Raw genomic sequence first — 12,686 nt, 5'->3', positions numbered from 1 at the left:
AATAAGGAACCTGAAGATGATGAATATTTCCCAACATGATATGACCCGTGCAACCCCAGTTGCCCTTCAGGCGATCCAGCAAAAACCCGCAATCAGTGTTGTGGGTCTTGGCTATGTTGGTGCCGTGTCTTGTGCCTGTTTGTCTGATCTTGGGTACTCTGTTCTTGGGGTGGATGTTGATCGGGTGAAGCTAGAACAGATTGCCCGGGGTGTTGCCCCATTTCATGAAAAAGACCTTGATACAATGCTTGAAGCCGGTGTTGAGGGAGGTCTTATTTCGACCACTGATAACCTCACCCAGGCTGTGTGCGACACTGACGTCACCTTTCTGTCTGTCGGCACGCCGACCGCAAAGGATGGGGGCTGTGATTACAGCTATATCGAGGCCGCTGCACGATCCATTGGTAAAGGCTTGGCCCGGAAAACAGAATTCCACGTCGTCGTCATGCGATGTTCTGTCCCGCCAGGCACCACTTTGGGTCTTATGACGCCTATCCTTGAGAAAATATCTGGAAAAGTGGCGGGTAAAGATTTTGGTATCTGCTTCAACCCTGAGTTTTTGCGCGAAGGTGTTGCGGTGGACGACTTCTACACCCCGCCGAAAACCGTGGTTGGCACAACCGACGCGAGGACAGCCAACATCATGCGCCAGATTTACCTGCCCGTGGACGAAAACGTGATCGAAACGTCGATCGAAACCGCAGAAATGGTGAAATATGTTGATAACATCTGGCATGCGACAAAAGTCAGCTTTGCCAATGAAGTCGGTCGGTTATGCAAATCCCTGGGTGTCGACGGCCATGATGTGATGGATGTGTTTGTACAAGACACGAAGTTAAATATAAGTGCCTGCTACCTGAAACCTGGCTTTGCCTATGGCGGGTCATGCCTGCCAAAAGAAGTCCGTGCCGTCGCTCATATCGCTTCAAATATGGGCGTTGATTTGCCTCTGATTCAATCTCTGGATCGCACAAACAAAGCCCATATTGAGGCCGCCATCGAAATGGTACGCCGCACCGGTGCGAAACGGGTTGGGGTTTTGGGCATCGCCTTTAAACCTGGCACAGATGATCTGCGCGAAAGCCCTATACTTGAAGTCATGGCGGCCCTTACCGCTGAGGGGATTAAAGTCGTCGCACATGACATGGCGATCACCTCTGACACGCCGGTTTCCGGCCAGATGGGGTACGTGCGGCACGGAAGTCCAGGCCTGCAAGCGCTGGTCGCCGATCTGCCTGACATGCTGCAAGAGGACATCAGTGATGTTCTGGAAAAATCAGACGCATTGATCGTGACACATGCAAATGACACCTACCGCCGTGCCGTAGCCCGGGCTGGCAAGCGTCCGGTTCTGGATCTTGTTCGCATCAGTTCAGTCACGGAATGTGCTGAAAATTATGAAGGAATTGGTTGGTAACCCCCATCAGAAAACAACCCGGAACATCGCCTAATCGGAGAATATCATGCCAAATATTATCGGAAACAACACATCAGAAACGCTGGAAGGCACTGCTTCAGAGGACCTCATTATAGGCCTTGCCGGGAATGATCAGATCACAGGTGGGGATCGCGCGGATACCATCCACGGGGACTATGTGGTCGAAAACCTTTTAGAGGGCAGTGAGGGGGCCACCAGTTTTTCCCAATACGGTGAAAATGGTGCGTGGGATGTCAGCACGGGTGCAGATGGTCATATTTCCATGAGCCAAACCGTAGAGACGCAGAACGGCACCAATTACAGCATCAACTTTGACTTGGCCGCAAATTATGGCTCAGGCACAATCAGTGGCGCGGTTGAAGTTATCTGGAATGGTGAGGTCATTGACAGCTTTGACACGAATAGCGCCGTGTTTGAAGCCCATGAAGTTTCCTTCACAGGCACAGGTGGAACCGGCGAACTGACTTTCAGATCTGCGGACAGCACATCTGAACCAACAGGCCCGACAATCAATACCGATGGTCCGGTTTTCCACTACGACAAAGACATGGAAGTCGAAGGGCAGACTGTAACCGTCAAAGCCTTCGCTGAAGGTCAGACCAACATCTACCAGGTGATCGAAGGGCAGTTGCATGTCTTTGATCCTGAAACCGAAACCTACGCAGAGGCCGGCACGGAAGCGACCGTGAAAATCAACGCGATCGGCTTCAATATGGAAGATGACATGATCTACGGCATTGCGGTGGCAGATGGCACGGATTCACTTGGGAACGCGGTTGCAAAGGCTGACCTTGTGATGATGGATGCCGAAGGTAACAGTTATTCTATGGGATCCACGCCCTACCGGTCCTGGACTGCTGATTTTGATGACAGCGGTAATCTCTGGGCGTTCCATTCCAGCATGGACCGCGTGACTATGATTGATGTTGACAGTTTTGATGGCGACGGCAATCCGATTTCCACAACCTTCAAATTTCCCAAAGATATGATCACGGATAAAATGTGGGACGTGGCCTATGACGCAGCCAACCAGTGTTTCTATGGCCTTGTGAAACCCAGTGAGGAAGGCGCTCCAGGCAAGTTATACACGATCGATATATCCGCAGTTTCTGATGGTGGCGTACCCGAGTTTTCATCGGTTGAAATTGATGGCACTTTGATTGACGGTGAAATGAAAGACGGTATGCCTGCCCTGACATTTGGTGCGTTAATGATTGACGCTGATGGCAATCTCTACGCAGGTGGGAACGGCGGTGATCATGATATGGATGACAGCACAGGCACCTCAGGTGGTATTTACCGCATCGAAACCGATCCTGATACCGGCATCAAATATCTGCGTCTGGTGGCGGCTTCACCTAAGGCTTATTCAAATGACGGGGCCCTCGACCCACGCGCCATTGACCCGTTCACAGAGGTTGATGTTTTTGTTTCTGTGCTGATCCGCACACCTGAGCTGATCCCAACCATCAACCCGGACTTAACTTATGATGACACGATCAACGGTCAGGGTGGCGCCGATGAAATCTACGGAGGTTTGGGTGATGACACCCTTATCGGCGCATCCCTGGGAGACACTATAGCAGGTGGCGTTGAAGACGACGTTATTTACGGTGGCGCAGGCCCTGGTGGTGAAGCCAGTGGGATCGTTTCCTTCTATGACGATGACGGAAACCGCTTTGATCAGTTTGGAAATCCATTGTCGGAAGATGATGATGTTTTATACGGCGGCGAAGGGGATGATATCCTGGATGGTTCCGCCGGGTATGACACTTTGTCCGGAGGCATCGGCAATGACACTTTAAGTGGCGGGAGCGGAAAAGATTGGCTCAGCGGTGATGATGGTGACGATGAACTTTATGGCGGTAAGCATGATGACATTCTGTTTGGCGGTGACGGGAACGATCTGCTGAATGGTGGTTCCGGGAACGATACACTGTCAGCTGGCGAGGGTGATGATACCATAAAAGGTGGATCCGGTGATGACACTATCGACGCGGGATCTGGTATCGATGTCATCGATGCAGGGTCAGGTGATGACATTGTCAGTGGCGGTCAGGGGAATGACCGGATTAAATCCGGCAGCGGGAACGATGTCATCAATGGCGGTGATGGCAACGATTACATCAATGCGCATTCCGGCGATGACATCGTTGACGGCGGTCAGGGGAAGGACAAGATTTATGGCGGCAGCGGCAGCGATATTCTGACTGGCGGCGCAGGGCATGACACGTTCGTTTTCCGGACTGGCGATCTTGATGGCAGTCAGGACATCATTACTGACTTTACATGTGACGGTGGCGAAAATGACCGGATTGACTTGCGTGGACTCAATCTTCTGAGCGATGGCACCAATATTGAAGACTGGCTTGCCACGTGTGTCAGTTATGACAGCAACATTGGGGTAACCATTGCGATCGAAGGGCTTACGATTGTCATCGAAGATCACGCCAATCTTGAGACAGCTTTCTTAGTCGACGTGACGGATGGGCTGATGATCTGACCCATTCTTCATCATACTATGGGCATTCAGGCCGACCATCGGGAACGCGAAACCACAACACATTGAAAATGTGACATGTCGGCTTTGGTGAAGCTGCAATGCAGCATCCAAATTGCCAGTCAAAGTCCAGTACGGGCCATCCGCGTGACTTTGCAAAGGTTGCTATCTGCCCAAAAACACCTGATCCCGACGTGGTCTTGCCCACCCGATATTTGCCAATCCCCAGTTTCTGGGGACAGAACAATATGATCTGATCTTTGTTTTCTCCGCTCAGCATCGCGAGGCGGTCCAGTTGATCTGCCTTTCCTGAACACAGGAAAGGCCAGCGCATGCCAAAGTCTGAGCAATAATCGCGCGGGGACTGATGAAATAGTGCCGCCCGTCTGCTGGCGTAGCTGGCCCCGGTTTCTCCGGGGATATATGGCAGGCAGGATTTAAGGATGTGGGGCATTATGCGTTCCTCCCAGGACCTGACGTGGCTGAATTCTTTTGAAGTTCTCGGCGATGAAGGGATTGAGGCCTTCGGTGGCTGCAGAGCGGATCCGGAAGACATTGGCGAAGTCCCGCAGGGAAAGCTCTGTATCAAGGCCGCGCTCCAGCAGTGCTCCGGTGATTGCCTGAACAGTTAGCTCGGCCAGCAGACCGAACTCGTAATCTGCAGCTTGCATCAGACGTTGCGCAAATATATCGGATTGCAATTCCCCACCGGCGCGAATGCCTGCGCATCTGACGTAAGACTGCACCAGATTGATGACAGGCTTACTATGACCTATTTCATGAAGCCTGGTGAGCTCCACCGGATACAGACGCCTTGCAAGCTGTGCATCCTGGTTCATGATGGTTTTGAGTTCCGGCATGCCGGACAGGATCAGTCCGGTGGGGCAGACAATATTTTCCATGACAGACTTCAGCGTGTTGACCAGGGACTGGCGTTCTTTGTCGGTCTGATTGCGTGCAAGATCCTGGGCCTCATCAAAATGCAGAAACTTAACCTGACGCAGATAAAGCTGACGATAAACCATATCCCAGATTGCAGGTCCGGATCTGAGGCTGCTGATCGGATACCCCAGCGCATGCAGCGCGGAGGTTCCGACAAACTTCATGGTCGCGGGGGACGGGACCTTCAGGCTGATGAACTCGCAGATATCCTCCTGCGGATCGGTCGCCATTTTGTTCCGGTTACGATTGACCAGTTCCCGGATCGCAGAGGTCTTCCCGGCACCGGATTGTCCGATGAGGACAATGCCGCGTACATTGGACTGAACCCCGTTTTTGATGTCTGCACGTCTCTGATCAAGGAGCATGTCGAACCGGTCTGAAAGGGCGCGGAACCCGTCTGTTGGCATGTATGTGGAACGCAGATCCTTAATGATTTCGCGGACCTTTGGGCAGTTTCTGAACTTACTCGTCTTCATCAATAAAGATCCGGTTTTCGAAGGTGGTTTCCGGTTGCGCCACTTCCGGATCATGGGGAGCTGGGGCAGAGGCAATGGCTGAGAGCGTGTCGCTCAGCAGCTCTTCGTCCTGTGATATGCTGGTGGTTGCGCCTGAGCTGAACTTCAGGCCCAGGAAGGTTTCATGTTCCGCCCGCCGGATGTCGGAAGCGGAAACCTGAACTGGTCCGAGACGACGCAGGGCGCGTTGCTCCGCGTCAAGCTCACGGATCCGGGCCATCGCACGATCCATCATATCCTGATCAATGGTGGTCGCATTGCGATTGCTCTGGCGCAGGTCAAACATCATGCTTTCCCAGAGGGCAAAGGGAACACCCTCGACACCGTCCATCATGGCGGGCAGCGTATACCAGGCATCTTCGAGCCAGACAGAGACATGGCTGAGATCCTCCGGATCGACCCGTACCTCCAGCTCCTGACCGCCAAATTTCTTGAAGTGCAGATCCAGCTCATGCCCGTGGTAGTTAATGCCGCAGACCAGAATGCTGTGCCGCCCGGAAATCCGTTGCAGAGTGATCCCAAGCGCATGGCGCAGGGTAGGCAAAGTGTGATTAGGGCTGGGGCGGCAGCAAGATGGATGCGATTTTCTGAAAGGTTTCTGAGGCATGGAATGTTGGCGCCATATTGGCAACCATGTGGCGCGGCAGGTCGACAGAGGCTGCAAAAGGGCGGACCAGTTCACCGCGTTCTAAATGCTTCTCCACCAAGGCTTCATGCGCGATCAAAACCCCCCCGCCATGGCGGGCCTCTTCCAGGGCGATCGAATACAAAGAATGTGTTGTGCCGGTTTGCAACACAGATCCCCCATCGGGTTGATGTTTCAACCAGATGTCCCAATCCGTGCCCCAGGCGCCATCATGCAACAAGGTTTCTTTCGGCAGGTCGGTGATATCATTTAGGCGCGCGGCAACCGAAGGGGCGCAAACGGGAAAAATCCGGTCTCCGGTGATTTTGGCTTCGTTTTTGCCAATTGGATCTGATGAGAAAAACAGCGTCATGTCAAACGGCTCTCTGACCAGATTTGGGGGCGTGTCCATCGCCACGACAGATACTGAAATTTCAGGCGCCACTTCGCGTAATGCACCCAAACGCGGGGCCAGCCACAATTGTGCAATCGCTGGAAGTGCTGCCATTTTGACCTTTTGTGGTGTCGCTTTGTTGCGCAGGGCGTGAACGGAAAATCCAAGCTGGTCAAAGGCTTGAGTGAATCCTGGTAGCAACTCTTCGGCCAGGGGCGTCAGTTTTACACCACGCGCATTGCGCACGAAAAGCTGGGTTTCAGCCCATGCCTCTAGGGTTTTGATGTGCTGGGTTACCGCCCCTGGTGTGACCGATAATTCCTCGGCTGCGGCGGTGAAACTGCCAAGGCGTGCGGCCGCTTCAAAAGCACGCAGTGCGTTCAGATGTGGCCCTTTGGGGCGGGCAGGGCTAAGAGACATATTTTCGAGCCTTATTTTTTCTACATCAAAATAATAGCAATACTGATTTGCGTTGAACAGGGGGTTTCACAGATTGTTGCCAAAACATGAACCAATCGGAGATCCCCATGTCGCAGCATTTCTCAAACGCTCTCACCCAGACCGACCCAGTTGTCGCTGAGGCTCTGAAAAACGAAGAGGCCCGTCAGCAGGATCAGATCGAATTGATCGCCTCTGAAAATATCGTCAGCCGCGCGGTTCTTGAAACCCTGGGTCACGCGATGACCAACAAAACCCTGGAAGGATATCCTGGCAACCGTTTCCACGGTGGTGGGCAGTTTGTTGATGTCGTGGAACAGGCCGCGATTGATCGCGCAAAAGAACTGTTCAACTGTGACTATGTCAACGTGCAGCCACACTCTGGTAGCCAGGCAAACCTTGCTGTGTTTTTCTTGTTGCTAAAGCCTGGCGACAAGGTTTTGTCTTTGGATCTGGCCGCCGGTGGTCACCTGAGCCATGGTTTAAAAGCGAACCTTTCTGGTCGTTGGTTTGAACCACACCACTACGGCGTGGATGCTGAAAGCGAAGTCATTGATTATGACGCGCTGGAAAAACAAGCTGAAGAGATCCAGCCAAAGCTGATCATCACCGGTGGTTCTGCTTACCCACGTGAAATCGACTTTGCCCGTATGGCCGAGATCGCGAAAAAAGTTGGCGCATATTTCCATGTAGACATGGCGCATATCGCAGGTCTGGTTGCCGCTGGCGTTCACCCAAGCCCGTTCCCACACGCCGATATCGTGACTTGTACCACGACGAAAACTCTGCGCGGTCCGCGCGGTGGGTTGATCCTGACCAACAACGAAGAGTGGTTCAAAAAACTGCAATCTGCAGTGTTCCCAGGTGTGCAAGGTTCGATCCACAGCCAAGTATTGGCCGCAAAAGCAGTGTGTTTGAGCGAAGCCATGAGCGACGCGTTCAAAGCCTACGGCGCACAGGTCAAAGCGAATGCTGCAAAGCTTGCGGAAACTCTGCAGAACCGTGGTTTGCGCCTCGTTTCTGGCGGGACAGACACCCATTTGGTTTTGGTTGACCTCAGCTCTAAGGGTATCACTGGCAAACGTGCTGAAGTGGTTCTTGAACGGGCTGACATTACCGCCAACAAGAACGCGATCCCGAACGACAGTCCACGTCCACCAGAATGGGTCGGCTTGCGTCTGGGCGCCGGTGCCGCAACAACGCGCGGCATGCAAGAGGCAGAATTCGAAGCCTTGGGCAATATGATTGCTGATCTGGTTGAGGCCGAAGCTGCGGGTGACACCGATGCAACGGTTGCACGTTGTAATGATGCGGTTGCCCAGCTTTGCAAGGCGCATCCGTCTTACGACGCATAAATACTCCCTTGTAGTTTTATGTACGAACTACATACTTGGCTCTGCTGCTTTTTATCAGCAGAGCCCTTCTAACAAAATACGCATCAAATAAACGAGATCCGTACAATGACCGAGAAACTCAAATCACGCCTTCGGGCGGGTACCCCTTTGATGTGGATTAACACGGCAATGGGGTCTGTTTCGGACGCGAATGTGCCTGTGTCACCTGCACAGGTTCAGGAGGCAGAGCAAAACTGGCGCGACCTTGCGCCATTGTTGGCACAGTGTTTTCCTGAACTTGAACCAACAGGCGGTGTTGTTTCTTCAGAGCTGATCGAAGTTCCCCGTCTTGCGCAGGCACTGGGATATGAACAGGGACGTCACTTTGTTAAAGCGGATCATGCCTTGCCTGTTGCTGGGTCGGTTAAAGCGCGTGGCGGAATACCCGCGCATGGCGTTCAGGACTACATTTAGAGGAAATCCCCGATGACAGCCGCCAAATAGCAGATGATTTGGCAATGGCATCAGTGTTTGAAGTTGCTAGGATAACTGATTTTCTGGTCACCGAATGCGTGTTTCCGGTAGGGACCACGATCCGTGCATTTACCCATCGCGGTAATCCTGAAGCGACGCTTGTCAGTCTGGTAGACCCGACATTTGTTGGCGTAGACGTTGTTTCAGCTTCGACCGGATACGCGTATCTGTACCCGGCCGAACTCAACGTTTCACCTAACTAGTCTGGATCGCAAAAGGCCACTTCGACAGTGCGGAGATGGTCCGCAAACCAACGGATCAAAAGGCATCCAACCCATGGCCAAGTTTTTGAAAATTCTGACCGGCATTTGCACAATCCTGCTTGTGACTGCTGGTCTTTGGCTCAGCCGTAACTATTCGAGTAGTTTGTCCTATGATGAGCTTTCCGAATACGCATTTGAAACTCTGATCCTTCCAGATGGAATGCAGGTTAACTATAAGGTTGAGGGCAACCTAAATGGCCCAACGTTGGTTTTTGTCCATGGTGGTGGGGACTCAATTGGGGATTGGGATGTCTGGGTGCCTGCATTGGAAGCGCAGTATCGTATCGTGCGTTTTGATCTGCCCGGCCATGGTTTGACCGCCCCCCTGCCAGAAGAAGATTATGGGCCGATCCGATTTTCTGTATTTATCAAAGATGTGATAGATGTGCTTGAGATCAATGACTTTGCCATCGCAGGGCATTCATTCGGTGGGGACAGTGTGGTCCGATATGTGCTGGAATACCCAAACGACCCTACAGCAATGATACTTGTTGCATCCGGCGGGTTTAGGCCAAGCGTGGATAGAATATCCGAGACCGAAAAAGACGTTCTTTCCATGGCGGGCACCTGGTGGGGAGAGGTGTTGTTTACATATATCGGTGCAAGGTCAGACATGCGGGACGGAGTGGAAAGCTATTTCTATGATGCCTCCTTTAACGCCGAGGCTTACACCGACAAAATTTGGAGCCTACAACGATACTCACCCAACCGTGGCGTGACTCTAAAGCTGTTAACATATTCTATCGACAACACACCCTATGTCACAGATTTGGATCGGATCACGATCCCATCATTGATCTTATGGGGCGACAAGGACACCATCGCATGGCCCGAATTTGCAGACCGCTTTCAACGCGAACTGCCCAATTCCACACTTAGGATGTACGAAGGGATTGGGCATATGTTGATGATGGAAAATAGGGATCAAAGTGTTGAGGATCTACTCCAGTTCCTCAACACTTCGATAATCAACTAACCAACAGAGAAATACGTGCGTGACACGTCTTAGGCTATGGTCAACAACCCGGTTTTCTCGGGTTTGTCCACTGATTATCTGAATCTCGCTGCGAACATATCGCTGACTGTGCTTGCGATGAGGTCGGCCTCAGACTTTGAAACCGGCTTGCCGGATAGAACGCTCGGCCAAAGGCATTTGCCCTTGATAAAGGCATTCACGTCGTCAATGGCGCGTTGGGCGGCTTCTTCACTCAACGCACCGGCAACCACCGCATCTTTGAAGAACTGGCGTGTTTCATTTGTGCGATTAAGTTGACCCACAATACCGGCGACAAGGTCGGGATTGCGCATCCATTCGCCCAAGACAAGCCGCGCCATCTGTATCAGACCAATATCCTGATAGGGTGCAATCTGACGTATCGCCATCTCGTAAAGTTCGGTTTGCGGATCACCTGCTGGATCAAAGCCTACGCCATCTTGCGCCTGAAAGACCGAACTTGCACGCAGAATGATCTCTTCAAACAACGCTTCCTTGCTTGGGAAGTAGTTATAAAGCGTGCGTTTTGAGACGCCTGCGCGGTTGGCTATCCGATCCATGTGCGCAGCTGCGAAGCCGCCAGCATCTTGAAACTCGGCAATGGCTCCTTCAACCACCTGATCTAACTTCTGAGGCCCTTTAGGCATTTTGGAAGGCGCTCCTGTTTCAACAAGGTTTGGTCGACAATGACGGCAAACGTGAGGTCCAACCACTCTTTGCACTTTCGAGTTTACCTTGTCTACTTTTATCTGCATTACACTACAAAGTGTAAAATGAACATCCCAGAGGCCCGATGATGATAAAACCACACCACATCCCCGTTGACGCAACCCAGCTTCAGGCTGGCAAAAATCGTGTCCATTTCATGAGTGAAGGTAGCAAGATCGCCGGTGATCTCTACTTACCGGAAGGTTTTGTTTCATCGGGGTCTTATCCAACGATCGTCTACACTCGCCCCGGCTCCCAAGTTAAGGAACAGACCGGCGCAGTCTATGGCGCAAAATTGGCAGCGAAGGGATACATTTTCCTTGTATTTGACCCAAAGAACTTTGGAGATAGCGAGGGTCACGTGCGTAACTATGAGAGCATTCACAACGCCGCCCCCAACACAACGGATGCGATCAGCTTCCTACGGACCATGCCGTTTGTTGATCGCGACCGTTTCTTCGGTCTCGGGCTTTGCGCTGGTGCGCCCTATATTTGCAATGTCGCAATTGGTGATGCGCGGGTGAAAGCTGTCGCAACGGTCGTTGGCAACTTTGACGCCGCTGCATTGCTGTTTGGCGGATATCCGAAAGAAACGATTGATCAGCTGATGGCAGCGGCGGCCGAAGGCAAGCAGCGTTACTATGAGGCAGGCGAATACGCGACGGCGGATATTTTCGGCGGCCTTCCCAGACCAGCCCCCGAACAGGCCCCGGCTGCGATGCGAGAAGCCATTGATTACTATTTTTTCCGGGTAGGCGCAGACACCTGTCCGAATTATTCAAATGAGTTCCCATTGATCGGGATGCCGCTCGATCCAGCCCGCACCTTTGTCGGGCAGGCCAAGTATTTTCAACAACCACTCATGGTGATCGCGGGCAGTGAAGCGGCAACCCGGGATATGGACAAGAACGTCTTTGAAATTGCGGCCGAGCCAAAGGAATACCTCGAAATCGAAGGCGCGTCGCACATGGATCTCTATGATCAGGATCAATTCGTTGATCAAGCCGTGGATGCCGTCGACAGCTTCTACAAAAAATCAGTTTAACCCCCACTGGGCGGGGCAACTGCGGTCTTGCGACTGTGGTTGTCCCGTTTGGCGAAGAATTTGGAATTCATAAGATGAAACAAACAATCCTCGCTACCGGCGCATCCTCGGGTTTTGGCCGCCTGATCGTGAAAAAGTTCCACGATGAAGGCTGGAACGTAATCGCAACGATGCGATCACCTGAGAAAAAAGAAGATCTGTCTGAACTGGAAAACGTCCTTGTCGAGCGTCTGGACGTTAACGACCAAGACAGTATCGAAAAGGCAGTCGCGGCAGGCATCGACGCCTTTGGTGACATTCACGCTCTGGTCAATAACGCAGGCTACGGCGGTTTTGCGCTGTTCGAGCAATTCTCAGATGAGGACGCCCGCGCAATGTTTGACACCAACTTCTTTGGCGCGCTGGCAACAAGCCGCGCCGTCTTGCCCATGATGCGGAAGAATGGGGCGGGTGCCATCATCAACATCACGTCGATAGCCGGTTTTTTCGCGGGTCCGATGGTCTCAATCTATTCCGCTAGCAAGTTCGCCCTGGAGGGATTAACGGAATCATTGGCGTATGAATACGGGCCACTTGGCATCAACGTGCGCAGCGTTGCGCCGGGCAGCTTTGGCACCGGCTTTCTGAGTGCGAGTGTCCGTAAAGACGCTCATGCTGACGAGGCTCTAAGTTCTTGGGGCAATGCCATTTCAAAGCATATTGAGGCCACCCGCGCCAACATGCGGGCGCAAGGCGGTTCTGAACCTAACCCGGAACTGGTCGCTGAGAAAGTGTTTGAATGTGTGACGCAAGACACCCCCATCCACAACACGGTTGGTGCGGATGCAGATATGATGCTCTCGATGCTTGAAACCATGCCGCACCAGGACTTTCTGGACCAGATGGCCAAGATGCTGCTGCCACCGGCAGAAAGCCGGGAAGCTGATCAATCCTGAACCATGTGCACGGGGTCTACC

At 52.5% G+C, this 12,686-nt stretch carries 11 protein-coding genes; 7 read left to right on the top strand and 4 right to left on the bottom strand.

The window, feature by feature from the left end; all coding sequences use genetic code 11:
- Nucleotides 1-16 precede the first annotated feature (16 nt).
- Both H1D41_RS12815 and H1D41_RS12810 read left to right on the top strand, forming a co-directional pair.
- Nucleotides 17-1,417, top strand: coding sequence for a UDP-glucose dehydrogenase family protein (locus H1D41_RS12815; RefSeq protein WP_228849280.1), 1,401 nt, complete (start codon nucleotides 17-19; stop codon nucleotides 1,415-1,417).
- A gap of 46 nt (nucleotides 1,418-1,463) precedes the next feature.
- Nucleotides 1,464-3,941: a DUF6923 family protein gene (locus tag H1D41_RS12810; protein ID WP_228849279.1), complete on the top strand. Its 2,478-nt coding sequence runs from the start codon at nucleotides 1,464-1,466 to the stop codon at nucleotides 3,939-3,941.
- 434 nt (nucleotides 3,942-4,375) lie between these two features.
- Here the strand turns inward: H1D41_RS12810 and H1D41_RS12805 are convergent, their stop codons facing one another.
- The 3 genes from H1D41_RS12805 to H1D41_RS12795 are packed head-to-tail and all read right to left on the bottom strand — an operon-like array spanning nucleotide 4,376 to nucleotide 6,834.
- Entirely contained in the window at nucleotides 4,376-5,356 is a 981-nt protein-coding gene (locus H1D41_RS12805) for a TniB family NTP-binding protein (protein WP_228849278.1), read from the bottom strand.
- Nucleotides 5,343-5,939: a Mu transposase C-terminal domain-containing protein gene (locus H1D41_RS12800; protein ID WP_228849277.1), complete on the bottom strand. Its 597-nt coding sequence runs from the start codon at nucleotides 5,937-5,939 to the stop codon at nucleotides 5,343-5,345. Before H1D41_RS12800 ends, H1D41_RS12805 begins: the two co-directional genes overlap by 14 nt.
- A gap of 7 nt (nucleotides 5,940-5,946) precedes the next feature.
- Nucleotides 5,947-6,834: a LysR family transcriptional regulator gene (locus H1D41_RS12795; protein WP_228849276.1), complete on the bottom strand. Its 888-nt coding sequence runs from the start codon at nucleotides 6,832-6,834 to the stop codon at nucleotides 5,947-5,949.
- A gap of 107 nt (nucleotides 6,835-6,941) precedes the next feature.
- Between H1D41_RS12795 and glyA the strand changes: the two genes are divergently transcribed.
- The 3 genes from glyA to H1D41_RS12780 all read left to right on the top strand — a co-directional run bounded on the left by glyA (nucleotide 6,942) and on the right by H1D41_RS12780 (nucleotide 9,959).
- On the top strand, nucleotides 6,942-8,207 hold the full coding sequence (gene glyA, locus H1D41_RS12790) for a serine hydroxymethyltransferase (RefSeq protein ID WP_228849275.1): 1,266 nt from the start codon (nucleotides 6,942-6,944) through the stop codon (nucleotides 8,205-8,207).
- A gap of 105 nt (nucleotides 8,208-8,312) precedes the next feature.
- A complete protein-coding gene (locus H1D41_RS12785) occupies nucleotides 8,313-8,660 on the top strand; it encodes a hypothetical protein (protein ID WP_228849274.1) in 348 nt (115 codons plus the stop codon).
- Nucleotides 8,661-8,996: 336 nt separating this feature from the next.
- Nucleotides 8,997-9,959 carry an alpha/beta fold hydrolase gene (locus H1D41_RS12780; RefSeq protein ID WP_228849273.1) on the top strand — a complete coding sequence of 321 codons (963 nt, stop codon included), beginning with the start codon at nucleotides 8,997-8,999 and terminating at the stop codon, nucleotides 9,957-9,959.
- 74 nt (nucleotides 9,960-10,033) lie between these two features.
- Here H1D41_RS12780 and H1D41_RS12775 read toward each other — a convergent pair whose 3' ends face one another.
- On the bottom strand, nucleotides 10,034-10,624 hold the full coding sequence (locus tag H1D41_RS12775; RefSeq protein ID WP_228849272.1) for a TetR/AcrR family transcriptional regulator: 591 nt from the start codon (nucleotides 10,622-10,624) through the stop codon (nucleotides 10,034-10,036).
- 146 nt (nucleotides 10,625-10,770) lie between these two features.
- Here H1D41_RS12775 and H1D41_RS12770 point away from each other — a divergent pair, with 146 nt between their 5' ends.
- Nucleotides 10,771-11,730 carry an alpha/beta hydrolase gene (locus H1D41_RS12770; RefSeq protein WP_228849271.1) on the top strand — a complete coding sequence of 320 codons (960 nt, stop codon included), beginning with the start codon at nucleotides 10,771-10,773 and terminating at the stop codon, nucleotides 11,728-11,730.
- A 74-nt stretch (nucleotides 11,731-11,804) separates the two neighbouring features.
- Complete coding sequence (locus H1D41_RS12765; protein ID WP_228849270.1) at nucleotides 11,805-12,665, top strand: SDR family oxidoreductase; 861 nt, start codon at nucleotides 11,805-11,807, stop codon at nucleotides 12,663-12,665.
- The last annotated feature ends 21 nt before the right edge of the window (nucleotides 12,666-12,686 follow it).

The sequence above is a fragment of the Halocynthiibacter styelae genome, from assembly GCF_016123485.1.
In the GTDB taxonomy this organism is placed as follows: domain Bacteria; phylum Pseudomonadota; class Alphaproteobacteria; order Rhodobacterales; family Rhodobacteraceae; genus Halocynthiibacter; species Halocynthiibacter styelae.
This window is presented reverse-complemented; position numbering and strand designations above follow the sequence as displayed.